This window comes from Polymorphobacter sp. PAMC 29334 (assembly GCF_019431245.1).
GTDB lineage: Bacteria > Pseudomonadota > Alphaproteobacteria > Sphingomonadales > Sphingomonadaceae > Polymorphobacter_B > Polymorphobacter_B megasporae.
Genome location: NZ_CP080242.1, coordinates 193,898 through 219,222, shown reverse-complemented (window position 1 = coordinate 219,222; position 25,325 = coordinate 193,898). Strand labels below are relative to the sequence as shown.

Here is a 25,325-nt window from a genome sequence, read left to right as displayed (position 1 = left end):
AGAACGAGGAGTTCCGATATGGTCAATACCGTGCTTCAGCCCGACGAACGCGCTCTCGCCGAGGAGCACAGCGCCGAACCCTTGGTCCATCATATTCCGCATGGGTTTTCCGACCGGTTCGCGCTCGGTTTCACCAAGCTGCTGCGGTTCTGCGCCGACACATTCTTCGCCAAGCGCTACGGTCACCGCGCGATCGTGTTGGAAACCGTCGCCGCCGTGCCGGGAATGGTTGGCGCGATGTTCACCCATCTAAAATGTCTACGCTGGATGCGCGACGATGAGGGCTGGATCCGCATCTTGATGGAGGAAGCGGAGAACGAGCGCATGCACTTGATGACCTTCATCGAGATCGCCAAGCCGACCGCGTTTGAACGGGCTGTCATCCTACTCGTCCAAGGCATCTTCCTCGCCGGATTTTCATTGTTGTATCTCATGTCGTCGCGCACCGCGCATAGGGTCGTCGGCTACTTTGAGGAGGAAGCCGTGACCAGCTACACACTTTATTTGAGGGAAATCGACGAGGGCCGCTCGCCGAACTTGCCTGCCCCGGCAATCGCACGCCATTACTGGCAATTAGACGATGATGCGACGTTACGCGATGTTGTGGTCGTAGTTCGGCAAGACGAGGCTCACCACCGCGACGTTAACCACGGCTTGTCCAACCAACTTGGTGGAGAGGCGGTAAGTCTCTTGCCGGTGACTTCTTATCCTCATCATGCCAACCTTCTACGTAACGTTACATAATACACTTAGTCCTGCTGCCACCCAATTTTTGACAAAATGCCTCTGACGGTGCTTACGTCGGGAGCTTCGGCCCTCCACTCGAACGGGGTCCTTTCTGTGGCGACAGTCTTGCTCTGAAACAGGGGGCCGAAAGCTGCCCTTCCGCTTTCGGAGGATGTGCACAGAATAGCTGCCGTGCGCCGCACCTCTTACGTGCGACAACAACCTTGCAAAGATCCTCTGTCGCCAAGCGCGGACGGATCAAATGGTATCGTGTCGAGGCGCCGCGCACCTACCCTGTCGGATATGTACTCATCCTGCCGCCAGGATCATCACGCCCCCCCCTCGGCGAGAGCACCTCGTCGAAGCGGGCGAGCATAGCTGCCCACGACCGTCGATCGGACATGGGGCTGTAGCGCAGCGTGTCGGGCATACCGCGCCGATCAGCACCGGTGTTGGTGAAGCTATGGACCGTGCGACCGTAGACCTCGATCTGCCAGTCGGCTTCGGCGAGGCGCATTTCGGCCTCGAAGGCAACGCGATCAGCCACCGGAATATATGGGTCGTCGCCGCCGATGCAGACTAGGATCGACGACTTGATGACGTCGGCCGACGTCAATGGTCGCGTCGATTGCAGACCGGTGTGGAAGCCGACGACCGTCCTGATATCGGCCCCCGACCTTGCAAGTTCGAGCGGCATCGGAAAACAAAATCCGATCGCCGCTATCCTTGCCGGGTCGACCTCGGGCCTCGCCGTCAGGGCGTTGAGCGCCGCCGCTGCCCGCGCGCGAGTCTTACCCGGATCGGCAAACAGCGGCTCGAGCTCCTTCATCGCCGCGGTGAGGTCGTCGATGTAGCGGCCGTTGCCGTGCAGGTCGCAAGCCAAGGCGACATAGCCAAGTTCTGCCAATCGCTCCGCGCGGTTGATAACGTGATCGCCGATGCCGAACGCCTCCGGGAATACCAGGACGCCGGCGCGCCGTCCTTCCCCAGAGGGGATGAACAGTTCCCCCCGCATTGCGACGCCATCACCATTGTAGTCGATCGTTTCGCGCTGCATGTCGTCCTCCTGATTCAGTTCTGCTGGATTTGAACCGGTATCCCGCGTCCGCCGGGGGCTCCCGCGACGATCACCAGGTAGCGACGCGACGACGCCGTATCGGGTCGAACCAGAGTTCTTATTGGTCCGGTCGCATTGACGATTGCGGCCCCCGCGGGATTGGTCACAAAGCTCGCCAGCGGCTCGACCTTGCCGCTGCCGTCGGCATTCGCTGCAAGCCCGAGGATATACGGCATGCGCGGAGATAGTCCGGTCACGGCGGCTTCGAGAATTTGGACGAGGCCCTGGTCGAACAGGCTTACGCTGGTCGGCTCGGACCCGCCGCGGCCGGGACGTCCGAGTGTGAGATGCGTCGCCCCGCCGGCGACCCCGAGCGGCTCGAGCCCAGTAATGCCGTCGCCGCTGGGAACGGCGTTGGGGACATAGTTCACAGCCTGAGCCGCCTGGCCGATCGGGATCGTCGCGACGACCGTATTGCTGGCAGTGTCGATCGCGACCAGCCGGTCGTCGTTCTCGAGCCCGACATAGACGCGGGTGCCGTCACCGGATGGCCAGATGCCGTGGGGCAGCTTGCCGACCGCGACCGTCGCGACCCTGGCAAAGGTGTCGCGCCGGAACACCTGGACCTCGTTCCGACCGCCGACCGTGACGTAGGCGAAGTGTCCATGTGCCGTGTCGACGAAATTGACGTGGTTGGTGATGGGGCCGGTGTCGATCACCTTGAGAGTCGCGAACGGCGGTTTGGCATCGATCACCACCGTCTTGCCGATATCTTTGAGCGTGTACCAGACCTGCCTGCCATCGGGAGTCGCGGCGAGGTTGGGGCAAAACGGACTGGGCTGCGCGACCCGCCCGACCTCGGCTCGAGTCCGAACGTCGAAGACGACGAGCTCTGGATTGAACGACGAACAGACGTAGGCGTATTGGCCGTCGGGCGAGAAGATCGTCATCCCCGGGCCCCCCGGCGTCTTGACCCGGGCGATCTCCGCATAGGACTCAGCGTCGAGCACCGAGACATAGTCCTCGCCGCGCACGGTAACCCAGACCTCGCGCCCGTCGGGTGTAAAGAACGCCTCGTGGGGCGAGCGGCCGATGTAGGTGGTATGCTTCACCGCATTGGTCGCGGTGTCGATGAAGGTCACCGAGTTCGAGCCGATCGACACTACCGCGATGGTGCGGCGATCGGGCGAGAAGCCCATGCCGTGAACGAGGACCTGGCCGCGGTAGAGCGGGCTGAAGTTCGCCGGCTGCGGCTCGCCCAAGCGGATCACCCCGAGCAGGCGGTTAGTCGACGGATCGACGACCGACACGGTGTTCGAGAACTGTTCCGCCGCATAGACGCGGTCATGCCCGCTGATCGGGACGTCAGCCGCGGTCGCGGCAAACGGGGCCTGACCGGCGACGGCTGCGGATGCGGTGGACAGCAGCGCGGCGAGCGCAAGGTAGCTGTGCCCGGTCATGGCGCTTTGCTCGCCGCCGATGTGGCCGTGGTCAGCGGACGGCCGAGGGCCAGCCGCATCGCGTCGATCTCGGGGCGCTGCTCTGCGACTATGCCTTGGGCGATCCGCCGCAGTTGCTGGTTCTTGCCGTAGCGGAGTTCGAGCATCGCCATGTCGATCGCGCCTTGGTGGTGAGGCTCCATCATGTTGACAAAATCGGCGTCGACGTCGCCGGCAGGCTTCGCGCTCATCCCCGCCATCATCCGGCTCATGGCGACGCGGTTCGCCGCGAGAAAGTCTTGCTCGGCGGTCGGAGCGGCCGCCGCGCTGGAGGCGAGCGCGGCGAGGATGGCCGCAAGTGCGCGCTTGTTCATGGATTGTGTCCTTTCTGACGGTGACGGTGGCCGGCTCACTGCACCGGGATGACGAACTCGACCGTCTGGCCGGTGAACGGCACGTGGTTGGCGTTGACCAACTCGATCAGCACCTTGTGCCGGCCCGGCGGGAGCCCGTTCATGATCAGCGGCTCGCCGCTGGCGTCGGCCCAGTGCCACGGCAGGTCGTCAACAGTGACGTGAATGTGGCCGATGCGCGGCGAGACTTCGAGCGCCTTGGGTCCGAACACCGGCACGATGCGCAGGTTTTCGGCGCGGTACTCGATGACCACGCGCCCGAACGACAGCGGCCCCGGCACCGGCGGATCGACGATCAGCTTCGGTTCCGGCTGAGCCGTCGTCAGCGGGACGACGCCGGGTGCGCCGAGGATGTCATGGGCAGTTTTTGCGTCGAGCGAGGCTGGCATCAAGAGGACCCCGAACAGGATGAGGGTACGGGCGGCGCTCACTTCGCCACCTTGCGGTCGAGGAAGTCGTGGATCATTGGGGCCATCACCTGCAGCTGGTCCTCGAGCGCGAAGTGGCCCGTATCAAGCAGGTGATATTCGGCGTTGGGCAGGTCGCGGCGATAGGGTTCGGCACCGGCCGCCGGGAAGATCTTGTCGTTCTTCCCCCAGACGATCAGCGTCGGCGGCTGATACTGGCGGAAGAATGCCTGAAACCGCGGATACAGCGCGACGTTGCTGCCATAGTCGTGGAACAGATCGAGCTGGATATCCTTGTTGCCAGGCCGGTCGAGTAGCGGCTGGTCGTGACGCCAGTTCGCGGGATCGATCCGCGACCCATCCTCCATTCCGTCCTGATATTGGAACTTGGTCGTCTCGGGCGTCACGAGGAATGCCAGCTTTTCGCGGGTCGCCGGCGTTGGGTGCGCCCAGTCCACCTTCATCGGATCCCAAAAAGCACCGAGGCCTTCGACATAGGCGTTGCCGTTCTGGACGATCATCGCGCTGACGCGCTCGGGGTGCTTGAGCGCGAGGCGGAAGCCGACCGGCGCGCCGTAATCGAACAGGTAGATCGCATACCGCTTCGCGCCGATCTGGCTCACGAGCCCGTCCACCAGCGTCGCATAATGGCCGAAGCTGTACTCGAACTTGTCGTGCGCAGGCGCGTCGCTCTCGCCGAATCCCGGATAGTCGGGCGCGATGACGTGGTAGCGATCGGCGAGGTACGGGATGAGGTTGCGGAACTGATGCGACGAGGTCGGAAAGCCCTGGAGCAGCAGGACCACCGGGCCGTTGGCGGGGCCCGCCTCGACATAGGCTATCTTGACCCCGTCGATAACCGCCGATTGGTAGTGGATCGCGGGCACCGGCCGTTGTGCGGTCACTGGGATGCGGGGAGCCGCCGCTGCCGCGGACGCCAGTAACAGGGCAGTGGCGGCGAGCGAAGCACGAAGGGCATCGGTCAACATTGGTTTTCTCCTGGATTGGGTGGGGACGAGGGGTCAGACGCCGCGGTAGACAAGGGCAGTGAACAGGTTCGGATCGATGACCGACCCGCCCCATTTGGCGTCGAACTCGGCGGTCGGGCGGGCAGCGACGGTCGCGTCGAGCGACTTGCCCTCGTGCTTCAGCGCCGCTACCTTCCCACGAACCGCGACGAGCATGTTGCGGAAGGCCATCAGGCCAGCGCGGTCACCGACCGGCCCGTGGCCGGGAATGACGATGGTGTTCGGTCCGGCGAGCCGCAGGTTCTCGTCAGCCGCGCGGATTGCGCCGTCGATGCTGCCGCCGGTGACGTAGTCGATGAACGGATAGACGCCGTTCCAAAAGGTATCGCCAGTCTGGAGGACGTCGGCGTGCTCGAACCGGACATAGATGTCTCCGTCGGTGTGGCCGGCGCGGTAGTGGCCGATGTGCACCGCCTCGCCACCCACGTTCAGCGTCCGGTCTTGCGGAACCGTTTCGTTCGGCAACGCCGAAAGGGCGACGGGCGTGAAGGTGTGGCCCCATTCGACGATGGTATTGGTCTGCTTGAGCCGCACGATCGCGACGGGGTCGGCGATCAGATTTGCACCGGTGCGGCGGACCCACTCGTCGCCGTCGCTATGATCCCAATGCCAGTGGGTGAGGATGACGGTCCTAAGCCGCTTGCCGCCCAGATCGCGCAGCGCCGCCTTGATCTTGCGCTCCGACACCGCGATGCCCGCGTCGACCATCAAGAAGCCATCCGGTGCGACGAGGACGCCGATGTTGCCGCCCGATCCGTCGAGCATCGCAATCCCGCCGCGCAGCCGATGGACGGTGATCGGCCCGCTCGCCGCCGCCTGATTGATCGTGTCGTAAGGGGTCGGTTTGCCCGCCCATGCGGGGGCGGTGACGAGCCCAATGCCGAGGAGGAGAAGCGCCGCCGGTCCGCCGAAGCGGCGTGGTAACGATTCGCGTTTGCCGGCACAGCGGCTGAGCAATGAATCGGTCATGTTGTGGCTCCTTGATCGGGCGAGGGCGCGCGGGTCCGACCGCGCGCCGGCGCGTCTTTCGAAACGATGGTCGAGGGCCGCCGACCAGATCGGCGGACGGCTTCAGCCCTTCAGGAACGCCAGCAGGTCGGCGTTGATGATCGCCGCGTGCGTCGTCGGCATGCCGTGGGGCAGATCCTTGTAGACCTTGAGCGTCGCCTTCCGGAGCAGCCTGGCCGACAGCGGACCGGCGTCGGAGAACGGAACGATCTGGTCGTCCTCGCTGTGCATGACCAGCACGGGTACCGTGATCGTCTTGAGGTCCTCGGTGAAATCGGTCTCGGAGAAGACGGCGATGCAGTCGTACTGCGCCTTCGCGCCGCCGATCATGCCCTGCCGCCACCAGTTGTCGATGACGCCGGGGAAGACCTTCGCGCCGGGCCGATTGAAGCCGTAGAACGGACCCTCGGGCACGTCGCGGTAGAATTGGGCGCGGTTGGACATCGCTGCGCGGTAGCCGTCGAACACCTCAATCGGGCTGCCGCCGGGATTATGGGCCGACTTTAGCATGACCGGCGGGATGGCGCTGATTATCGCTGCCTTCGCGACGCGTCCGCTGCCGCCATGGCGCGCGACGTAGCGGACGACTTCGCCGCCGCCGGTCGAATGGCCGACGTGGATCGCGCTGCGCAAGTCGAGATGTTCGACGAGGGCGGCGCAGTCGGCCGCATAGGTATCCATGTCGGTCCCGCGATCGGTCTGGGTCGATCGCCCATGTCCGCGACGGTCGTAAGCAATCACTCGATAGCCGTGGCCGAGGAAGAACAGCATCTGCGCATCCCAGTCGTCGGCGCTTAGCGGCCAACCGTGGTGGAACACGATCGGCTGCCCGGTTCCCCAGTCCTTGTAAAAGATCGAGGTGCCGTCTTTGGTCGTGATCGTGCTCATCGTCGGTCCTTTCGTGAAAGTTGAAGCCCTTCGCGCATCGGCGCGGGCCGAAAGAAGGGGCAGGCCGAGGGTCGTGGCGGCGACGGCGAGGGCCGCGCCGCCCACCAGCACCGCGCGTCGCGAAGTGCCCGCTTCAGGGACGATCGGGCCGGTAATGTCGTTGTTTCCAGCCACCGGCCTGATCCCCTGCGCCCGACCATCGGGCTCGTTGGAGTAGACGCAGGCGGGGTCGGAACCCTCAGCGGCCGGACGCCCGACCCGGAATTATTTCGGGGGAGCGGCAACGATCTCGAGGCGGTCGGACCCTGCGGCGATGACCCGCACCGGGTACAGCTCGGCGACAGTGCGCGCGAAACGTGCCGTGTCGTCGGTGTGGAAGCTGCCGCTGACGCGGTAACCCGCGACCTTAGGATCGCGGATCACGAGTTGTACAGGAGTGTAGCGGTCGATCTCTGCCGCAGCGCTCGACAGCGGCGTGTCGTGAAAGGTGACGATGCCGCGCTGCCAGTCGCCGACGGCGTCAAGATCGGCGCGCGCGACGACCGGCTCGGCGTCCCCGCGCGCGGTCAGCGCCTCGCCAGGCCTGAGAATCGTCGGCGGGCGATCGGCGCGCCCCGCTCGCACCGCCACGCTGCCCTCAACGAGCACGACGCGCATCAGGTTTGGTTCGGCGCGAACCTCGAAATGGGTGCCGAGCGCGGTTACCGTTTGCTGCCCGACCGCGACGACGAACGGCCTCGTCCGGTCGTGGAACACCGCGAAAATGGCCTGGCCGCGGAGGAGTTCGAGCCGCCGCTCGCCGCCGGGATGGAACGCGACGCGCATCACCGTGTCGGTATTCAGGGTGACGCTGCTTGTATCGGGCAACGTGAAGCTGCGCCGCTCGCCGTGCGCGGTGGCAAGTAGCATCGACGGCTCCGCACTCGCCAGCTGCGGTGCAGCTGGGGCGGTGGGCCGCCGGACCAGCAGTGTCGTCCCGCCGACGAGAGCGACCGCGATCGAGGCGGCGATGGCATAGCGAGGTGCACTCCACCGCGGCGCGACAGGCTGCGGTGCGGCCACGGCGGGCGGGTCACGCAGCGCTTGAAGCTCGGGCGCATCGGCGGTCTGCTCCCACAGCTGGCAGGCGCGAGCCCACGCTTCGCCATTGGCCGGATCGGCGTCGATCCACGCGGTAAAGACCATGTCGTCGCCGTCGTCGTCGAATATATCCTGCCGGACGAGCAGCAGCGCGGCCGCACCGGTAGGGCCGAGCGACTGGAGGTGGGCGAGCGTGAGGACTTCGCTGATCACGATGTGCACCCTGGGGACGTCAACAGGTGGTTGACCGCACGCACCATCTGCTTTTCGACAGCGCTGACTGAAATTCCGAACTGCACGGCTATGTCCTTGTAGTTCTGCCCCTCGAGCCGCCGCAGGACGAAGATTGTCCGCGTCCGCTCCGGCAGGTTCATCAGCGCCGCCACGACGGCGCGCAGCGTCTCGCGGCTCTCCGCGACACGGCCTGCGTCGAAATCGCTACTGCTATGGCGTTCGGTATCGAACGGCACCTGATCGTCGGCGTGGCGGACGGTCCGTCGCCGATGCCGGTCGGCGAGGACGCTGGCGGCGGTCTGGAAGACGTAGCCACCCAAATTGTCGACTTCGCCCCCCTGACGCGCGGCGATGCGGACGAAGACCTCTTGAACAAGGTCTTCGACGTCGTTGACGTCGCGCATCTTGCGACGGAAAAAGCGCACTAGAGCCGGACGGTACACGACCGCGTCCCGTGGGTTCATCGGCACCGGTGCCCCCTGCACGTCCCCCGCCATCGTACAATAGTGCGTGAATCCACGCGACGGGTCGAGTCTTTCGCAGACGAGGCGAGAGGCGTGAGCGAGGGGGATGGCGATCTCCGGAGTGAACTCACAGGTAAGGACGCAGTCGCTACGCAAACCCTCACCTCACCCCAATACTTCTCGGGCCGCGTCACCCGCCGAACGGTACGGCGACCGTTAGCTCGAATCGGCGGCGGCGCGGGTCGCCGTAGTAGCTGTAGCCCGTGGTGTTCGGGTCGGTGACGGTCGGCGGGCGCTGATCGAACACGTCGAGCACGCCAAAGCGCACCTGTGTGCCATGCGGCACCGGGCCGCCGCGATCGAAGTGATAGGTGGCGGTCAGATCAAAATACACCTGCGCCGGAATCCGGTCGCTGCCCTGATAGGCGATCAGCTGCGCGTTCGATGCGGGCGTCCCGCTCGACGACGCCACAAGATAAGAGGCGTAGAATTGCCCATTCAGGCCCAGTCTGAGCGCTCCCAGCGTCCAGTCGACGCCGCCGTTACCGCGCCATTCGAGTGGCCCGTCGCTGTAGCCGATCCGCTGCCGTCGCGCCAGGCCGGCCGCTGCTTGCTGCCAATAACTCGGCTGCAACGTCGCATTCACGTAGACGCGAAGGTCGCCGGACCGGCGCAGTGAAACCGGCCAGTCGAGCGTCAGATCAACCGCATCGAGGCGACTTCGGGCGATGTTGGCCGTGGTCAGGTCGATCCGGGTTACCGGGCCGGCCGTAAACCCCATCGCCGCGTCGGCGGCGGTCAGCGGGCCCCGCTCGATCCGCCCGGGATAGAAATTGTCGTCCGCGAGCAGCGCGCCGATCGTCAGCCCCGGCACCGGACCGATCTCGTCGCGCTTGTCGATCCGGGTGAAGTCGGCCGAGGCGCGCAGGCCGCTGTCGCCGAACGGAGTGAAAATAATGCCGGCCGAAAGACTGCGCGCCTGCTCGGGCCGGAGCGACGCCGAGCCACCGTTAACCAGCGTGAATTCGCCTTCGCTACCGACGGGCCGCCCGCCCCGTTTCGGATCGGGGTCCGACCGCGAGGCCAAAAAGGTCGACGACCCGATCTGCGCGATCGACGGCGGCAGGATGCCGGTCGACGCGCTGGCGCGAAGGGTGATCGCGGGGATCGGCTGGAAGCGCGCGCCGACGGTATAGGCGAACGCCGAATTGCGCGTGACAAACGGCGGCGGGTCGGGCGTGAACAGGGTGACGGTCGCGGGCAGTATCGTCCGGACGACGTCGCGGCGTACGGCGAGTTGAAGCTCGAAATTGCGCAGCAGGCCGCCGCTGCCGCTAACCGGGATCCGCATTTCGCCGGCGAGGGTGCTGGTGGTCTGCTCAATCCGCGGCAGGCCGAAGTCGAGCATGAACGACCCCGTGTCTGACAAGATATAGGACGACGCGCCGACGTGTTCGCGGCGATCTTCCGCCTGCAAGGTCACTGTCGCCGTACCGCCCGGCAGGGTCAGGAGCGGGCCGGCGAGCCGGAACGTGGCGTCGCCGAGATGGCTGGTCTGGTCGAGCAGGCTGAAGGTGGTGCGACTATAGCTTTGCAGCGCAGCGACGAAATCAGCCCAGTTGCCAAACGGATCAAGCGCCTGCTGGCCGCCGTAAGGCTGTCCATAGCTATAGGCAAGATAGAGATAGTCGCCGGGCGCGTTGAGCGCAGTCCGCTGAACGCGCTGCGCTATTCCCCCGGTATACTCGAGATTGGCGCGCCACCGCCGCGGCAGCGGCGCGATCAGGCCGGCCGTGTAGCGGAGGATGTGGATGTCGGTCGACTGGGTTGCCGCGACGCCGGTCAGTGGAAAGGTCAGTGTGACATCCTGCTGAAACGGATTAGCCGGATTGGTCCCGGCGATGAAGTTGGTCAGCGTCGCGGCGCGGCCGTCGGCGCGGCCGTCGTCGCGCGTGTCGATGACGTCGGCAAACGCCTCGATCCCCGAGCTGCCGAACCGGTGCCGGGCGTTGAACAGGATAGCCTGCCCGCGCGGCCGGCTGACAATGTCGTCTCGAGCGCCGCCGATTGCGTCGGGCAGTGAGATGTCGATGCCGCCAGCGTTCGCGACGAGCAGCGCCGTACGCTGCGCGGAATCGCCAATCAGTCCAAGCGGCAACGACGTAATTGTACTGCCGAGCGCCGCCCCGCCGAGCTGCGCCTTGAGGACGAGCCGATCGCTGCCGAAGACGTTGATCGCGTTGCCCACCGGCAGGCTAGCGAGAAAGGCGGCGGGGTCGTTCGCATAGCTTTGCCGCCGCGCGCGGGCAATAAAATCGCGGTCGCCGTAGCGGAGTTCGCCGCTGCGGGTCGCGCTGACGTTGATCGTGACGTCGGTCTGGCCGTGATCAGGGGTGAAGCCGATGCGCCCCTCGAGCCGCACCTCGGGGGCGTCGCCGCGTGCGGTCAGGCCCGTGGTCAAACTGATCTCGGCTCCGCGATAGTCGTGGCGCAGGATGATGTTGACGACGCCCGAAGTCGCGCCGGGGCCATAGATGCCGCCGGCGGTGGCGGTCAGGGTCTCGATCCGATCGACGGCGTCGATTGGGATGCCGTTGATATCGGGCTGATCGAACGCGTACGGCAGCCCCGGCAGGCTGGGCATCCGGCGGCCGTCGATCAGCACCAGCGTTTGCGCCGGCCCGAGCCCGCGGAGGTTGATCTCGGACCGCGTCGAGCCGGCCCCGCCGACAAAATCTTGGGCGGGACTGGCGATCTGGGCGTTGGCGGGCAAGCGCTTGCGGGTGAAGTCCTGGATGCTGTCGCTGTGCGAGTCCTCGATGGTTCGCCGCGACGACACCTGATAAGGTTGGATATCGCCTTCGGTCCGGCCGATATCGCCATTCTGCGCGTGGCGTCCGACGACGAGGATCTCTGGGATGGTCTCGATCGGGGTCGCTACGGCTGCCGGGAGCGAGTCCGACGCGGCGTTAATGACGATCGCATCGTCGGCGGTCCGATGGAACCCGAGTCCCGAACCCGCAAGCAGCTTCGCCAACGCGCTCTCAACGGTCATCGTCCCGTGCAAAGCGATCCCGGTCCGCTCGCCGACCAGCGTCTCAGAATAAAGGATATCGACGCCCGCTTGGCGGCCGACGGCGGTCAGCGCCATAGTCAAACGACCGTGCTCGATATCAATCCGCGCCACGCCCTTGGCGCTGACGGCTGCCGGCGCGCCGACGGCGATGAAGAGTAGCACGGCAGTCCGTCGTTGCATCGGCCCCACCCGGATCCCCGATCCCACTTTATTCTTTCGGATAGCACAAAAGCACTGCGGATTTGTCCGACGACCGCGTCTTTCAAATCGAAACGCCAACTTGTTGTGGGGATGACGACGATGATGATGACGGTGGCGACGCGGTTACACGAAATCGGTTGCTTGCACGAGACGGGCGAACTGAACGAGCGCAGTCCTTTCGCCCCGGCAAGCGGCGGGGACTTATCGAACCTTTTACAGGTCGCCGCGAGCGTCCTGCACCTCATCGACCGGCAGATCGAGGATGATTTCCGCCCGTTGATCCGGGCTGGGCTGTCGGCGATTAGCGCCGCCGGCGCCATGACATGCTCGCCCGCCTTCGCGGCTCCGCTTCGATATTCACTGGAGGGTTGAATGACCATTTTGACAGGGAAGATCGCGCTGATCACAGGCGGAACGTCGGGCATCGGCCTCGCGACCGCGCAGCTATTAGCCGCCGAGGGCGCGACGGTAGTCATCACCGGTCGGCGACAGGAAGCGCTCGAAGCCGCCGTGGCGGCAGTGCCTGGCGCGGTCGGCTACCGGATCGATTCGGCTGACCTCGGCGAGCTCACGGCACTGTTCGCACGGATCGACGAGACCTTCGGTCGCATCGACGTCCTGTTCGTCAATGCCGGCGGCGGTTCGCTGTCGCCGATCGGGGCAATCACCGAAGCCGACTATCACGATGCCTTCGACCGCAACGTCAAAGGTGTCCTGTTCACCGTTCAGATGGCGCTGCCGCTGCTCGCCCGCGGCGCTTCGATAATCCTCAACGGCTCGACCGCGGCCGCCAAGGCCACCGCCGGCTTCAGCGTCTATTCGGCGTCGAAGGCCGCTGTCCATGCCTTCACTCGCAACTGGATGATCGACCTCAAGGGGCGCGGGATCCGGATCAACACGCTCGTACCCGGGCCAACGGCAACGCCGGGCCTTCGCGGCCTCGCTGGGCGCGACCCAGCGATGCAGCAGGCCCTCCTCGACCAGATGGCGCTCGGCGTGCCGATGGAACGCGTCGGGCAGCCAGGTGAAATCGCCCAGGCTGTGCTGTTCCTCGCGTCCGACGCAGCGAGCTTCGTCACCGGCTCCGAGCTGTTCGTCGACGGCGGCGAGGGTCACGCCTGATCGATCCGTTCATTGCGTAGGAGCCTGTCATGATCACCGCACCAATCCGCCCGCCCGCGCCGCCGTTCGACACAGTCTCGGCCGCCCTCAAAGTCCGCCTTGCCGAAGACGGATGGAACAGCCGCGATCCGGCCAAGGTCGCGTTGGCCTATACGGTCGACAGCCAGTGGCGGAATCGGGCCGAGTTCGTACGCGGGCGCGAGGCGATCGAGGGGTTCCTTGCGCGCAAGTGGGCGCGCGAACTCGATTACCGGCTGATCAAGGAGCTGTGGGCGTTCACCGGCGATCGCATCGCGGTACGATTCGCCTACGAGTGTCGCGACGACAGCGGCACTTGGATCCGCGCCTATGGCAACGAGAACTGGGAGTTCGACCCCGACGGGCTGATGCGGCGACGGATCGCCAGCATCAACGAGCATCCGATCAAATCGGAGGAGCGCAAGTTTCACTGGCCGTTGGGCCGTCGCCCCGATGGACACGCCGGCCTGTCCGAATTGGGATTGTGACATGATCGACGTGGCCGAGCGGATCACTGCAGCGGTGCCGACCACTTGCAATCGCGCGACCGGCGGTGGAACGTCCCGCTACCTCGAGTATCTTCCGGTCTCCCTGTTCGGCGCCGTCATGGGTCTGTCGGGACTGAGCGTGGCATGGCAGCTCGTCGCCGAGCGCTACCTCGTGCCGCACTGGGTGCCCGACGCGATCGGCGCCGTGGCGGTCGCGGCGTTCGTCGTGCTGAGCCTCGCGTACCTGGTCAAGCTGGTCACCGCTCCCGACGCCGTGCGCGCCGAGTTCGAACATCCGATCGCGGGCAACCTGTTCGGCACAGCGATCATCAGCCTGCTGCTTCTCCCGATCGTGATCGCGCCGCGCGCGTTGCTGGTTGCGCAGATCATGTGGGCGGCGGGCGCGGTCGCTATGCTCGGTTTTGCCTGGCTGATGATCGACCGTTGGATGAGCGAACGCCAGCAGGTCGCCCACGCCACACCCGCGTGGATCGTGCCGGTCGTCGGCGTGCTCGACGTGCCGCTAGCGTTGCCGGGGCTGGGACTGCCGCCGCTGCACGGGCTGATGGTCGCCTGCGTCGCGATTGGCCTGTTCTTCGCCGTACCGCTGTTCACCCTCATCCTGTCCCGACTGTTGTTCGAAGCCCCCCTGCCCGGCGCGCTTCATCCGATGCTGCTCATCCTCGTCGCCCCGTTTGCGGTCGGCTTCTCGGCTTATTACGCGACGACCGGGAGCATCGACCTGTTCGCCGAGGCACTGTTTGCGCTGACCCTGTTCATGCTCGCCGTCCTGTTGGGGCGCCTGCGGAATCTTGTCGGAAGCTGCCCCTTCAAGGTTTCATGGTGGGCGGTCAGCTTCCCGCTTGCCGCCTCGGCGACTGCGGCAATCCGGTTTGACGGCACCAATCCGGGTCTGGCGACGGACCTCATCGCGGCCGGAGTGCTGGCGCTGGCGTCGATTGTTATCGCCGGCCTCGCGCTCCGGACATTGATCGGCCTCGCGCGAGGCGAGCTCCGAAACCTCAGCACTTAATCGAACACGAGAGGATCGCGCCATGCCGACCCCCGCACTATCCGCAGCCAAGCGGTTCAGACGTCAGATAGCGTACCTCGTCGTCGCCGGCGTCGTCAGCGTCCCGGCGGCGCTCGCCTATCTCGCGAGCTACGGTCCGATCACCGCTACCATGGCCTTCGCCGTGACCTTCGGCGTGTTCGTATCGATCGTCCTTGGCGGCGGCCTGATGGCGACCGGCTTCTACAGTTCCGGCAGCGGACTGGACGATGAGGTTGCCAGCGCCGGCGTCGAGCCCGCCATGGCGACACCGCCCTTGACGGACCTGGCTCAGGTAGCGGCACCCGACCTCAACAGGAAGTCCGCAAGCGACCCGTCGCGACCGCCGACATCACCGTCCCCGCGAGCATGCTAGCCGAGGGGGCTAGCGAGGCACCATCGAGGTAACTGCCGATCAACCGACAACTCTGCGGCGCGCCATACATTCGTCAATTAGTGGAAGGCGGCGTTCGGTAGGAACCTAGCCGGACAGGGCTACGCACCGCCCACCGCAATATTCGGCTCGCGCCCGTGAGGATTTGCCGAAGCCCTGCGTCAATCACCCTAGATAGCTGCTCAAACAGGATTTTTACCTTGAAGACGACAGGCTCGATTGCCGCCGCCCTGCTCTGCGGCGTGATGTACGCGACAGCCCCAGCGATCGCCAAGGACGCGGCGGCCAGGCCGACCATCGTCCTCGTTCACGGCGCATTCGCCGGGTCGTCGAGCTGGAACCCGGTGATCACCGACCTCGAAGCCGACGGCTACCGGGTCATCGCCGTAGCGAACCCGCTGCGCAGCCTCGCAGGTGACGCAGACTACGTCGCGCGGATCGCCAAGTCGATCGCGGGCCCGGTAGTCCTCGTCGGCCATTCCTACGGCGGCGAAGTCATCTCGGAGGCGGCCGCCGGCACCGCCAACGTCACGGGTCTGGTGTTCGTCTCGGGGCTCGCTCCCGACGTCGGCGAGAGTGCTGCCAGTCTCGGCGCGCGGTTCCCCACTGGAACCTTGAGCCAGGCGATGGCCAACCCGGTCGCGCAGGCCAATGGCGATCAGGACCTCTACATCGACCAGGCCAAGTACCGGGCACAGTTCGCCGCCGACGTACCGAAGGCGGCGGCGATTCAAATGGCGGCGACGCAGCGCCCGGTCACCGCCGCTGCCCTCGCAGAGGCGGCAAGCCGACCGGCGTGGCGGACGATCCCTTCCTGGTTCATTTACGGCTCACTCGACCGCAACATCCCGTCCGCTCTTCATGCTTTCATGGCGCAGCGGGCGGGCGCCAAAGCCAGCATCAGGGTCGAGGGCGCGTCGCATGTGGTCATGCTCTCGCACCCGCGCGAGGTGGCGAAGCTGATCGAGCGCGCCGCCGCAGAGTAGTGTCGACGAGGCGAGAATCAACGCATCAGCTGGCGGTGAATGACGCTCGCGCGGTCGGTCACCTCGAAGGCACGGTCGTGAAAGACCGGTCCGGCAAACTCAGTGCCGGGGACGCATCGACTGAATTGGTCTCACAATCTGACAAGGAGCATCTCTCATGATCAAGGTACTCGTCCTGTATTACTCGAGCTATGGCCACATCGAGGCCATGGCGGAGGCCGTCGCGGGCGGCGCGCGCGACGCCGGTGCACACGTTCATATTAAGCGCGTGCCCGAGACCATCCCGTCCGACGTAGCAGCGGAAGCGCACTTCAAGCTCGATCAATGGGCTCCGGTCGCGACGATCGAGGATCTGCCCGGATACGACGCAATCATCGTCGGCGCGCCAACCCGCTTCGGGCGGATGCCGGCGCAGATGGCGGCGTTTCTCGATCAGGCCGGCGGCCTCTGGCTGAGTGGCGCACTGCACGGCAAGGTCGGTGCAGCGTTCACCTCCAGCGCCTCGCAGCACGGTGGCAATGAGACCACGCTGTTCTCGATCCTGACCAACTTGCTGCACTTCGGCATGGTCATCGTCGGCCTGCCCTACAGCCATCAGGGCCAGCTGACGCTCGACGAGGTCGTCGGCGGCTCGCCGTATGGTGCAACGACGATCGCCGGCGGCCGTGGCGAACGCCAGCCGAGCGCGATCGATCTCGCCGGCGCGCGGCACCAAGGCGAACTCGTCGCGCGGTATGCCATCAAGCTCGCAGTGTGAGCGGCCAGGGCGCCAAGTCTATCCGCCACTACAATGTTGCGTCAGGAGCAAGTCATGCTGCGTCTGCAAACCCCGTTCGGCTTTGACTCAACCGCCGCGGAGCTGGCGCGCGGAGTCGATCCGTCCGGAAAGCGGATCGTTATCACCGGCGGCGCGGCCGGTATAGGACTTGTGACCGCCCGCGTCTTGGCCAGTGCCGGGGCGGAAATCACGCTCGCGGTCCGCCGCCCAGAAATGGCGCGTGTGGCTGTCGACGATCTGCGCCGGTCGACCGGCAACCCGGCTATAGAGATCAGGCAGCTCGATGTTGCGGACCTTTGCTCGGTGGCTACGTTCGTCGACGAGTGGAGCGGCGCGCTCCACGTCATGATCAATAATGCCGGGATCATGGCCGTGCCGGAACTAGAGCGTACGCCGCAGGGTTTCGAGCTTCAGTTCGGCACGAACTATCTCGGGCATTTCGCACTTGCACTCGGACTGCGCCGCTCGCTAGCAGCAGCAAACGGCGCTCGCGTCGTCTCCGTGAGTTCAAGCGGACACCTGTTCTCACCGGTTCTTTTCGACGACCTCGACTTTGATTTCGTGCCCTACACGCCGATCGGAGCCTACGGACAATCGAAGTCGGCTGCGGCGCTGCTGGCTGTCGGCATCACTCGTCAGTGGGCGAGCGACGGTATCGTGTCGAACGCGCTCAATCCCGGCGCAATCGCGACCGGTCTCCAGAAGCACACCGGCGGACTGAGGACGCCCCTCGCGCTTCGCAAAACGCCCGAACAGGGAGCGGCAACAACCGTCTTGCTGGCGGCATCGCCATTGCTCGAAGGAATTAGCGGCCGCTACTTCGAGGATTGCAACGAAGCCGAGCAGGTTACCAGACGTCCGACGGACTTCACCGGTGGTTATGCTGCCTACGCGCTCGACCCGAGCAATGCTGACAGGCTCTGGGACGTGTCAAAGCGGCTTATCGACGAACTAGGAAGCAGAAGCTCACGCGGCTAGTGTAAATAGGCGTCGAAGCATGACCCCCCTTATTCCAATGCGTAACCCTTTGAGGTCATGTCGGAAAACGCTATAACTGAAGGGTCAAGATCGGCGCCGATCGGGACCCCCTCTACGAGGAGAAAGTGCCCAACTACAATTGCTTACGGAGAATTGGTGGGGCCCAGGTTCGACGCCTATTCACAGTCATGGCGACGAGATCAGAATCCTCCGCTAACGAAAAGCCTCAATCTGTCCCATCGGTGCTGACGCCGCAGACCTGTTGTCGCTGGACACCCTGCCTTCCGATCTGTACGATGTAAGCGTTTCGAGCGTCAGCTAATTCCTGAGATCGCCTTCACGCTACCAGCCATGGCGATGTAGTCCTCCATAAACTCGACATGTCCTTCATACAGCTCGCCCCATTTGGCCGGAGATATTTCGTGGAAGGCATCAAGTACGCCGTTCGCGGCTCCGCCAACCAGCACCTCGAGAACGAGCATCTCGCGACCCTCGACGGTCCAGGCAATCGGGACATATGGCCAAACCGCTCGGGAACCTCCCGGCAGCGCCAACCGTGGCCGGACGGGTCGTTTGTTCGCCCAACCAGAAAGGCGTGGTTGTCCGGATGGTCTGGCTTCGCCTCATGAACGACGCGCATCACGCGCCCGACGAACTGGATGTAAGGCGACAAGCTTGCGAACGGCCGGAAGATGGCCGCGACGCCCAGGGGCGGATGATCGAAGCCTTCGCCGAGCATCTGCACCTGCACGATGCAATCGAGCTTGCCGCTGCGCAGATCGGAAAGAACGGCGTCCTGCTTGTCTCGACCCATTTCACCGTAGATTTCGGCCGCCTTCAGGCCCCGTTCCTCATACAGACCGCGCACTTGGCGGGCATGGTCGACAGAACACGCGACGGCGATGATCTGGTGGCGGAAACCACTGCGCTCTCGCAGCTCCCGCAGATATTTGATGCTGGCATCGACGATGTGGCGGTTACACTCGGGCGCCAACGCGACACCCCGCCGGAACCAGGCATGTTCCCGCAACGCCATCACCTCTTCCAGGGTGTGCCGTTTCGTGTCGTCGCGGTAGGTGAAGGAAAGCTCTGACGGCGCGACATTCCGGGAGTGGATTTGCTTGATGTACCCCTTCACCATCGCCCGGGTGAACGGGTAGCGATAGATCACCTTGCCGACGGGACGGGTTCCGTCACCCCGGAACGGCGTCGCCGTCAGGCTGACGACTTTGGCGTTCGGGAAACGATCAAAGACCTTCGCCCAGCTAGGGGCCACGTTGTGGTGGCCCTCGTCAATCATGATCATGTCGAAATAGTTCGGCGGAAACTGCGGGAGCCAGCGATCGGCCGAGCTGGCCAATTGGTGGATGTTGGTCACGACGAACTGGCTCGCGTTGCAGTCGTGGAGATTGGCGTCGACGCCATCCAGGACGGCACGAAACGGCCCTGCGGAAAAGTCGTGGAGCGCGCCCGTCCGCCGCCAGAAATTCTTTGGATTGCTGATGTCGAGCGATTCCGCGACGCCCGACCGGATCATCAAATTCGGTGTGATAACGAGCGCGCGCCCTTTGGCGACGCCGAAGGGCAATGTCGCAATGACGCCGGTCTTTCCGCAGCCGACAGGAATCTGCAGGATCACCGGCTCGTTCGAGGCTTCGAAGTGGGTCCGCACTGCCCGGTGGGCGCCCTGCTGCGGCTCGCGGATCTTGGGGTTCGCCTCAATGTCCGAAGTCAGCGTCTGAAACATATGGTCGGGCTCGTCGACGGCCTGTTCGGCGCGCCGATACTCGAGGCGGAAGGGCTCAAGGTCGGGCCGGCGATAGAAGCGATAGCCGCTTCCCGGCCGGCGCACCGGCTTGAGCTTGTCGGAGGCATCCCACCGTCGAAGCGTATCCTTCGAGACCCCAACATACTCGGCGGCCTCGGCCAAAGTTAGGAAATCGGGGGCATCATTGTGTGAAATTAAGCAACCCTATGCAACATTATGCATTCGGTCAAGCTTCTGGCTGGGACTAGGGCGATGTGATCGCCTCAGATGCCGTTAATGACGCCGCGATGAGACGCTTGCGCCTTATACAAGATTTTGTATATATCTGGGATGGCCTCGTGGACGGCGCTTTGAAGGCCTTCAGGAACACTCTTCGTCATGCAGGTTCAGATTAGAAAACTCGAAGGCAGTTGGGATCTCGGTTACGCACTCCACAAGCATACGCTGTCGAGCGTCTATTTGGGCGACGACGAAAACGGCCACCCTCGATTTGACACGACGCGCTCGGAGCCTGGCGAGGCGCTATACCAGCTTAAATATCGAGCCGATTGGAAACAGGTTCAGCCGCTCGCGGCCCAAGTGCAGCAAACCTTGCTGCCGGTGTTCGGCAAGATCGGCCTGATTATCCCAATGCCCGCCTCCACGGTACGGGCGCGCCAGCCGGTCAATGAGATCGCCAACGAACTCGGCAAACTGACGAACACGCCGGTGTTCGACGACATCATCGTCAAGGCGCCCGCGCCCGAAGGCAGCCCGCAGCTCAAGAACCTGCATGGCCGCGAGGCGAAGGACGCCGCATTGGGGGGACGATTCAGCCTCAACCCGTCAATCACTAACGAAGGGTGTTGGAACGCGCTTCTCCTTGACGATCTTTTCGACACGGGTGCCACGATGGACGCCGTCTGCAAAACGCTGCGCACGTACAAGAAAATCAATCACATTTACGCCGGTTCGATCACTTGGAAGTAATGCCATGACCACTGTCTTCATCGCCGGATCAATATCCATCAGCCGCCTGGATGAGAAAGTTGCGGACAGGATCAACAAGATCGTGTCCTCAGACTTCAACGTCGTGGTCGGAGACGCCGATGGCGCCGATACCTCAATTCAGGAATGCCTACAGCGGCACCGGGCGGGAAAGGTGACCGTTTATTGCACCGGCGACTCGCCCCGGAACAATGTCGCAGAATGGCCGGTCCACAGAGTTGTCTCGAAGGCTAAAGCGGGTACACGCGCCTATTTCACCGCCAAAGACCTGGAGATGGCGCGCGACAGCGACTATGGCCTCATGGTCTGGGATTGCAAAAGCACCGGCACGCTCAGCAATGTCATCGAGCTTCTTAGAGAAAAGAAGAAGTCGGTAGTCTTCGTGAACAAGAACAAGGATTTTGTCACCATTTCGGACAAGGACGGCCTGGAGCGCCTTGTCGCTTTCATGTCGGATCATGCTCGCGCAAAGGCAGAAGAGAAGATCGGCCTTGCCGCGAAGATCGCCAGGATCGCCCACGAGCAATTCTCGCTGAAAATCGGTGCGAATAGCGAATCTTCAGCAGGCCCGGTGAAGGATATGGAGCTGTCAGCACCAGCCGAGGCGAGCCCGGCGCTGAACGAGAGTGCAAACTTACGCGCGGCGCTTATGACGGCGCTCAAGGAGCATATTTCCCGCGCGCATCTAAGCCAGTCTCAAGCGGCCAAAGTCTTTGGCGTGACCCAGCCGCGGATCTCGGACCTCACCCGTGGCAAGGCCGACCTATTCGGCCTCGACGCCTTGGTCAATATGGCCGCTACGGCGGGCTTGCGCGTAGAGATGCACGTTCGCGACGCCGGCGTTGCTGCTGGCTGACGCGGCCACGCTACCCGAACTCCCGGCATGCATCTCGTACTCAGTCCGGGCCACGAAGCAGGAGAATGTGGCCAACGGCATCCTCGGCCGAGAGCCCTTTATCGCCGGTGACGGTCAAAGCCGCGCGTGTCTTTTGTTGAGCCTAAACTGCATCAGCACGCCGCCCACAATGGTGACGAGGCCGATCGTCTTTTCCGCCTTTTGCGCAAGCGCCGCCGGTTTTCATTAGCAATCGACATTCAGTCACCCTGCCCAGCCAGATGAACGAAGGTCCGATTGGGCCAAGCACTACCCGAAGCGGTCGGGCTTCTTTCCGACCCGAGCAAGCGATCACGCGCCCTTTCCCGGCACCTGGACGAGCGTCTGCATCTGGCGATCGGGGCCCTAAAGCACCCCGACCGCTTCCCCCCATCAAGTCGGCTGAGCCACCTGAATGAACGACCGCTTTTCGGCAGGGCGACGGCGGTCTCGATCGGCCGGAAATGGGCGCAGAGCAGCCGAAGGTGATCGCAACCAGTACGTGTGCGATCCTCGCGTTATTAAGCTCAATTACTTGGCCGTCGGGATCGTGGTCGAAGATCTGGCTGACATGGTCTGGCGGGCCTGCGGGGCTCGGTGGCCGTCCATGTTGGCCCGCGCCGCCTACGCGCGTCCAGCTGCGCGATCATCGCGTCGAAATCGGCGCAGGCCAGAGCGACATGATCCAGGTAATTGAGCGGCGCGCCTGGCATGCCGTTCGCCACGATGTGCAGCGTCCTGCCGCTGCCCAGCAACAGCCCGCGGGCGCGGTGGTGAAAAACGACGCGGGCATTTCGCACTGGCCCAGCACCCGCGTGTAGAAGTCCAGTGCTGTGGGCGGATCGCTTGCCTGTATGGCGACATGGTTTAGCGCGGGCGCGGCGGACGGTGCCGCTGCAGACGCAGCAGCCGATGCACATTGAATGGCACTCCTGAGCCAAAAGTGTCGGATAATTTTACACTTTAAAGAGGATGCCCGTTGCCAACGTAAATGTTTCCAAAAGGTTAATAGTCCGGCATAATCCTTGCTTACTAATTAACTCAAAAGATGGGAATGATGGGAGGATAACTATGAAATATCTTGTTGCGCTCTTGATAGCCGCTTCTGCGGTAGCGCCCGCCGCGGCGGTCAACCTTGTCACCAATGGCGGATTTGAGTCTTCGAGCTACACGTCCAACACTCAGTTTGGTGCTGGTTTCGGTGGGCAGGGCGTTACCGGATGGACGGGCGCTGGCGGCAATCAGCTACAGTTCTATTTCGTGGGAGGGACTCAGACGACGACCAATGCCGTCAACCAGTTCGGCGATCCGCAAGGCTATTTTCGTCCAAACTTCAGCACGCTGAGCCCGAATGGCGGCAACTTCGTCGCTCTTGACGGCGACAGCGACTATCGCGGTCAGATAAGCCAGACCCTCAACGGACTGACCGCCGGCAAGAAATACGACGTGACGTTCTCGTGGGCGGCGTCGCAGCTCCGCAACCGAACCGGTGCGACCACCGAGCAACTGCTTGTCGGCTTCGGCTCGGCAACCCAGGCGACGGAGGTCGTTGCGGTCCCGAGTGAGGGCTTCCGCGGCTGGTTCAATGAAAAGTTTTCCTTCACTGCCGGAGGCGCGAGCCAAGTGCTTTCGTTTCTCTCGATCGGAACCCCGAACGGGCTCCCGCCGATCGCCGCGCTTGACGGCGTTTCAGTCGTAGCCGGAGCACCCGAGCCTTCGGCTTGGTTGCTGATGATTGCCGGCTTCGGTTTAGTGGGCTTTTCCGCCCGCCGTCGCGCGCGCGGTGTCGCCGCCTGACGCTAATGTCCGCGCTCGAGAGGGGCGAAGAAAAGTCCTCGCCCCTTTTTTCATGCCCTTCCACGGCAGGATAATGTCAAGATCGCTGCTGTGCCGCTCGATGCTAGCGGCTTATTGACGTTGCGCGTGTCCGGGCCATACGCTTCGATTGCCGTATTCGACAGCGCGGCAACATGGGGAGTGAGGTGATGCCATATCTGAAATATCTGGCTTCGACTTTGATTGCAGTCGCAGCTCTGCATGGGGCGTCGGCCTCGGCGCGCAACTACGACTGCACGAAGGCCGGCAACGCCAATAAAGCCGTGTGCAAAGATCCGGCTGCGACTGCTTCGGTGCCAGCCCCAGCGATTGCAGCGCCGGCGGCCACACCTGCGCCGATGGCACCTGCAACCACGACGACCGCCGCCACCACGGTACGACATTATGATTGCACGAAGGCGGGGAACGCGAACAAGACAGCATGCAAGGGGGCGACCGCTGCAACTCCCGCCCCAGTTGCGAATGCAGCAGCGCCTGCAGCCCCGATGACGCGATCGACGACGACAACGATGACCACTGCGGCCGGGGGCGGCACTGGACAGGTCTGGGTCAATACCAGCTCCAAGGTCTACCACTGCCCGGGGACCCGCTATTACGGTAAGACTAAGGCCGGCTCCTACATGAGCGAGACCGCTGCAAAGGCCGCCGGTGACCACGCCGATCACGGTAAAGCCTGCTCGTAATTCTCAGATCCTCAGAGGCGGCGGGGCAATCCGTTCCCGCCGCCTCGGTCGTCTTAACGCAGCGGCAGGTCCATTAAGTGCCCGCCGATCGTCGCTTTTCCTTCTTCGCGCTGCCGTGAGGCGAAGGGGGCTTTCATCGATTGCAGCGCGCCTGGCGCTAACTCGGCGTAAGGCCATCCCGACGGTCAAGTCGTCGACGCATATTGACCTAGGGCAATACGCGCCATCGCTGATCCACGACTGCGAATAGCTTCGCCTGACGCTGGATTTTGCCGCATGGCTGGACAAACAGACAACCGGTCGAGTCGGTCAACGCAAACGAATCCACTCCGAGCAATTCACAAGGCGTGAGAATACCGACCCAACCCGAAGCCTCCAGTCACCCTTGGTCCACGGGACCTTTCGCTACAGCGATAGTAGCCAGCGCACTCGGGCAAAACTGCCTCGACATAATTTTCAAGTAAGATCGAAGATCTTGGTCAAGCATCTGGTAATGTGGCAACTGGCAGACTAAGTACGAATTACCGGTAAGCTGAAACGTGCGGCCGGCCTCAAACAAGGAACTTGGTGTGAACGATCTTGCGTCTAATAATGAACTTTTGACCCTGACGGCCGACATAGTCAGCTCTCACGTCGCCAATAACTCAGTTGCGCTTTCTGACGTCCCGGGGCTGATCGGCAACGTCTATGCAGCGCTGGCTCGCCTTGGAGCACAGGTCGAGCCGGAGAAGATCCGGCAGGAACCGGTGGTTTCGATCCGTTCTTCCATCAAGCCCGACTACATTGTCTGTCTCGAGGACGGCAAAAAGCTGAAGATGCTCAAGCGACACCTTCTGACCAGCTATGGGATGACGCCGGACGACTATCGCGCCAAGTGGAACCTGCCCGCAGACTATCCGATGGTCGCGCCGGCGTATGCCGAGCAGCGTCGCAGCCTGGCGATAAAGATCGGGCTCGGTCGCAAGGCCCCGCCCGCTCCAACGGTCGAGGCCGTTCCGGCAAAGAAGCCCCGATCCCCCCGCGCCAAGCTTGCGCCGTCGTTCGACGCACAGCCGGCTTAGGAGGTCCGAACACCGCCTGACGCGCTCGGCTTTGACGCGCGGGCCAACGAATTGGGCTCCTGCATTCGATACGTCCGGAACCCAAAAGTTTCGGACGCATCGGCGGCGGCCGGCCATGGGCACCATTATCAATCGAGTCCGTAACTCGATCGCTAAATAAATAATCTCTGAAAGTGTCGGATTATTTTACACTTATTAACCACGGTGTGACGATTGCAGACGGTCGTCGAAGGGTGTCACTGACTGGCATGTTTTTTGCTCCTCGAAATGTGAACTAGAA

At 63.7% G+C, this 25,325-nt stretch carries 26 protein-coding genes; 15 read left to right on the top strand and 11 right to left on the bottom strand.

The annotated features are described in order from the left end of the window. Window positions 1-18: 18 nt before the first annotated feature. Entirely contained in the window at window positions 19-744 is a 726-nt protein-coding gene (locus KZX46_RS01100; protein ID WP_216711091.1) for an alternative oxidase, read from the top strand. Between the two features lie 271 nt (window positions 745-1,015). On the opposite strand, the gene KZX46_RS01095 is transcribed toward KZX46_RS01100, so the two are convergent. The 10 genes from KZX46_RS01095 to KZX46_RS01050 form a co-directional block, all read right to left on the bottom strand. Further along, complete coding sequence (locus KZX46_RS01095; protein WP_219774118.1) at window positions 1,016-1,783, bottom strand: dienelactone hydrolase family protein; 768 nt, start codon at window positions 1,781-1,783, stop codon at window positions 1,016-1,018. A gap of 14 nt (window positions 1,784-1,797) precedes the next feature. After that, window positions 1,798-3,243 carry a YncE family protein gene (locus KZX46_RS01090; RefSeq protein WP_216711093.1) on the bottom strand — a complete coding sequence of 482 codons (1,446 nt, stop codon included), beginning with the start codon at window positions 3,241-3,243 and terminating at the stop codon, window positions 1,798-1,800. After that, window positions 3,240-3,596 carry a DUF305 domain-containing protein gene (locus tag KZX46_RS01085; RefSeq protein ID WP_216711094.1) on the bottom strand — a complete coding sequence of 119 codons (357 nt, stop codon included), beginning with the start codon at window positions 3,594-3,596 and terminating at the stop codon, window positions 3,240-3,242. Before KZX46_RS01085 ends, KZX46_RS01090 begins: the two co-directional genes overlap by 4 nt. A gap of 35 nt (window positions 3,597-3,631) precedes the next feature. Beyond that, window positions 3,632-4,024: a DUF6130 family protein gene (locus KZX46_RS01080; protein ID WP_219774211.1), complete on the bottom strand. Its 393-nt coding sequence runs from the start codon at window positions 4,022-4,024 to the stop codon at window positions 3,632-3,634. Between the two features lie 38 nt (window positions 4,025-4,062). Next, window positions 4,063-5,031 (bottom strand): alpha/beta fold hydrolase, encoded by a 969-nt coding sequence (locus tag KZX46_RS01075; protein WP_219774117.1) that lies wholly within the window; start codon window positions 5,029-5,031, stop codon window positions 4,063-4,065. A gap of 33 nt (window positions 5,032-5,064) precedes the next feature. Then, entirely contained in the window at window positions 5,065-6,039 is a 975-nt protein-coding gene (locus KZX46_RS01070) for an MBL fold metallo-hydrolase (protein ID WP_216711096.1), read from the bottom strand. 102 nt (window positions 6,040-6,141) lie between these two features. After that, the gene (locus KZX46_RS01065; protein ID WP_216711133.1) at window positions 6,142-6,966 is read right to left on the bottom strand and encodes an alpha/beta fold hydrolase; all 825 of its coding nucleotides are present in this window, start codon (window positions 6,964-6,966) and stop codon (window positions 6,142-6,144) included. Window positions 6,967-7,230: 264 nt separating this feature from the next. Continuing rightward, entirely contained in the window at window positions 7,231-8,259 is a 1,029-nt protein-coding gene (locus KZX46_RS01060; protein ID WP_216711097.1) for a FecR family protein, read from the bottom strand. Then, window positions 8,256-8,744, bottom strand: a complete 489-nt coding sequence (locus KZX46_RS01055; protein ID WP_216711098.1) for an RNA polymerase sigma factor — start codon at window positions 8,742-8,744, stop codon at window positions 8,256-8,258. The genes KZX46_RS01060 and KZX46_RS01055 overlap by 4 nt, the downstream gene beginning before the upstream one ends. Window positions 8,745-8,934: 190 nt before the next feature. Next, window positions 8,935-11,982: a TonB-dependent receptor gene (locus tag KZX46_RS01050; protein ID WP_219774116.1), complete on the bottom strand. Its 3,048-nt coding sequence runs from the start codon at window positions 11,980-11,982 to the stop codon at window positions 8,935-8,937. A gap of 138 nt (window positions 11,983-12,120) precedes the next feature. Here KZX46_RS01050 and KZX46_RS01045 point away from each other — a divergent pair, with 138 nt between their 5' ends. The 8 genes from KZX46_RS01045 to KZX46_RS01010 all read left to right on the top strand — a co-directional run bounded on the left by KZX46_RS01045 (window position 12,121) and on the right by KZX46_RS01010 (window position 17,836). Beyond that, a complete protein-coding gene (locus KZX46_RS01045; protein ID WP_216711100.1) occupies window positions 12,121-12,393 on the top strand; it encodes a hypothetical protein in 273 nt (90 codons plus the stop codon). Further along, window positions 12,394-13,143: an SDR family oxidoreductase gene (locus tag KZX46_RS01040; RefSeq protein ID WP_216711101.1), complete on the top strand. Its 750-nt coding sequence runs from the start codon at window positions 12,394-12,396 to the stop codon at window positions 13,141-13,143. It begins immediately after the preceding gene. 29 nt (window positions 13,144-13,172) lie between these two features. Further along, a complete protein-coding gene (locus KZX46_RS01035; protein ID WP_216711102.1) occupies window positions 13,173-13,649 on the top strand; it encodes a nuclear transport factor 2 family protein in 477 nt (158 codons plus the stop codon). Window position 13,650: 1 nt separating this feature from the next. Then, entirely contained in the window at window positions 13,651-14,682 is a 1,032-nt protein-coding gene (locus KZX46_RS01030; protein WP_216711103.1) for an SLAC1 anion channel family protein, read from the top strand. Between the two features lie 22 nt (window positions 14,683-14,704). Then, complete coding sequence (locus tag KZX46_RS01025; RefSeq protein WP_216711104.1) at window positions 14,705-15,076, top strand: hypothetical protein; 372 nt, start codon at window positions 14,705-14,707, stop codon at window positions 15,074-15,076. A 209-nt stretch (window positions 15,077-15,285) separates the two neighbouring features. After that, window positions 15,286-16,080 (top strand): alpha/beta fold hydrolase, encoded by a 795-nt coding sequence (locus KZX46_RS01020; protein ID WP_370647445.1) that lies wholly within the window; start codon window positions 15,286-15,288, stop codon window positions 16,078-16,080. 157 nt (window positions 16,081-16,237) lie between these two features. Then, the gene (gene wrbA / locus KZX46_RS01015) at window positions 16,238-16,837 is read left to right on the top strand and encodes an NAD(P)H:quinone oxidoreductase (RefSeq protein WP_219774115.1); all 600 of its coding nucleotides are present in this window, start codon (window positions 16,238-16,240) and stop codon (window positions 16,835-16,837) included. A 54-nt stretch (window positions 16,838-16,891) separates the two neighbouring features. Beyond that, window positions 16,892-17,836 (top strand): SDR family NAD(P)-dependent oxidoreductase, encoded by a 945-nt coding sequence (locus KZX46_RS01010; protein ID WP_216711106.1) that lies wholly within the window; start codon window positions 16,892-16,894, stop codon window positions 17,834-17,836. A 337-nt stretch (window positions 17,837-18,173) separates the two neighbouring features. Here the strand turns inward: KZX46_RS01010 and KZX46_RS01005 are convergent, their stop codons facing one another. Then, a complete protein-coding gene (locus KZX46_RS01005) occupies window positions 18,174-19,766 on the bottom strand; it encodes a DEAD/DEAH box helicase (RefSeq protein ID WP_219774114.1) in 1,593 nt (530 codons plus the stop codon). 216 nt (window positions 19,767-19,982) lie between these two features. On the opposite strand from KZX46_RS01005, the gene KZX46_RS01000 reads away from it, so the two are divergent. The 6 genes from KZX46_RS01000 (at window position 19,983) to KZX46_RS00970 (ending at window position 25,045) form a co-directional block, all read left to right on the top strand. Then, window positions 19,983-20,573: a ComF family protein gene (locus KZX46_RS01000; RefSeq protein WP_219774113.1), complete on the top strand. Its 591-nt coding sequence runs from the start codon at window positions 19,983-19,985 to the stop codon at window positions 20,571-20,573. A 4-nt stretch (window positions 20,574-20,577) separates the two neighbouring features. Then, on the top strand, window positions 20,578-21,447 hold the full coding sequence (locus KZX46_RS22615) for a helix-turn-helix domain-containing protein (RefSeq protein ID WP_226895878.1): 870 nt from the start codon (window positions 20,578-20,580) through the stop codon (window positions 21,445-21,447). Window positions 21,448-21,950: 503 nt separating this feature from the next. Then, window positions 21,951-22,286 (top strand): hypothetical protein, encoded by a 336-nt coding sequence (locus KZX46_RS00985; protein ID WP_219774112.1) that lies wholly within the window; start codon window positions 21,951-21,953, stop codon window positions 22,284-22,286. A 250-nt stretch (window positions 22,287-22,536) separates the two neighbouring features. Then, window positions 22,537-23,262 carry a PEPxxWA-CTERM sorting domain-containing protein gene (locus KZX46_RS00980; RefSeq protein WP_219774111.1) on the top strand — a complete coding sequence of 242 codons (726 nt, stop codon included), beginning with the start codon at window positions 22,537-22,539 and terminating at the stop codon, window positions 23,260-23,262. A gap of 188 nt (window positions 23,263-23,450) precedes the next feature. After that, window positions 23,451-23,984: a hypothetical protein gene (locus tag KZX46_RS00975; protein WP_226895877.1), complete on the top strand. Its 534-nt coding sequence runs from the start codon at window positions 23,451-23,453 to the stop codon at window positions 23,982-23,984. A 569-nt stretch (window positions 23,985-24,553) separates the two neighbouring features. Further along, window positions 24,554-25,045: a MucR family transcriptional regulator gene (locus KZX46_RS00970; RefSeq protein WP_219774110.1), complete on the top strand. Its 492-nt coding sequence runs from the start codon at window positions 24,554-24,556 to the stop codon at window positions 25,043-25,045. Window positions 25,046-25,325 lie beyond the last annotated feature (280 nt).

Coding starts and splice junctions, on each gene's coding strand:
- KZX46_RS01100 (WP_216711091.1), top strand. CDS start 19: ATGGTCAATACCGTGCTTCAGCCCGACGAACGCGCTCTCGCCGAGGAG.
- KZX46_RS01095 (WP_219774118.1), bottom strand. CDS start 1,783: ATGCAGCGCGAAACGATCGACTACAATGGTGATGGCGTCGCAATGCGG.
- KZX46_RS01090 (WP_216711093.1), bottom strand. CDS start 3,243: ATGACCGGGCACAGCTACCTTGCGCTCGCCGCGCTGCTGTCCACCGCA.
- KZX46_RS01085 (WP_216711094.1), bottom strand. CDS start 3,596: ATGAACAAGCGCGCACTTGCGGCCATCCTCGCCGCGCTCGCCTCCAGC.
- KZX46_RS01080 (WP_219774211.1), bottom strand. CDS start 4,024: ATGCCAGCCTCGCTCGACGCAAAAACTGCCCATGACATCCTCGGCGCA.
- KZX46_RS01075 (WP_219774117.1), bottom strand. CDS start 5,031: ATGTTGACCGATGCCCTTCGTGCTTCGCTCGCCGCCACTGCCCTGTTA.
- KZX46_RS01070 (WP_216711096.1), bottom strand. CDS start 6,039: ATGACCGATTCATTGCTCAGCCGCTGTGCCGGCAAACGCGAATCGTTA.
- KZX46_RS01065 (WP_216711133.1), bottom strand. CDS start 6,966: ATGAGCACGATCACGACCAAAGACGGCACCTCGATCTTTTACAAGGAC.
- KZX46_RS01055 (WP_216711098.1), bottom strand. CDS start 8,744: ATGAACCCACGGGACGCGGTCGTGTACCGTCCGGCTCTAGTGCGCTTT.
- KZX46_RS01045 (WP_216711100.1), top strand. CDS start 12,121: ATGATGATGACGGTGGCGACGCGGTTACACGAAATCGGTTGCTTGCAC.
- KZX46_RS01040 (WP_216711101.1), top strand. CDS start 12,394: ATGACCATTTTGACAGGGAAGATCGCGCTGATCACAGGCGGAACGTCG.
- KZX46_RS01035 (WP_216711102.1), top strand. CDS start 13,173: ATGATCACCGCACCAATCCGCCCGCCCGCGCCGCCGTTCGACACAGTC.
- KZX46_RS01030 (WP_216711103.1), top strand. CDS start 13,651: ATGATCGACGTGGCCGAGCGGATCACTGCAGCGGTGCCGACCACTTGC.
- KZX46_RS01025 (WP_216711104.1), top strand. CDS start 14,705: ATGCCGACCCCCGCACTATCCGCAGCCAAGCGGTTCAGACGTCAGATA.
- wrbA (WP_219774115.1), top strand. CDS start 16,238: ATGATCAAGGTACTCGTCCTGTATTACTCGAGCTATGGCCACATCGAG.
- KZX46_RS01010 (WP_216711106.1), top strand. CDS start 16,892: ATGCTGCGTCTGCAAACCCCGTTCGGCTTTGACTCAACCGCCGCGGAG.
- KZX46_RS01000 (WP_219774113.1), top strand. CDS start 19,983: ATGCAGGTTCAGATTAGAAAACTCGAAGGCAGTTGGGATCTCGGTTAC.
- KZX46_RS22615 (WP_226895878.1), top strand. CDS start 20,578: ATGACCACTGTCTTCATCGCCGGATCAATATCCATCAGCCGCCTGGAT.
- KZX46_RS00980 (WP_219774111.1), top strand. CDS start 22,537: ATGAAATATCTTGTTGCGCTCTTGATAGCCGCTTCTGCGGTAGCGCCC.
- KZX46_RS00975 (WP_226895877.1), top strand. CDS start 23,451: ATGCCATATCTGAAATATCTGGCTTCGACTTTGATTGCAGTCGCAGCT.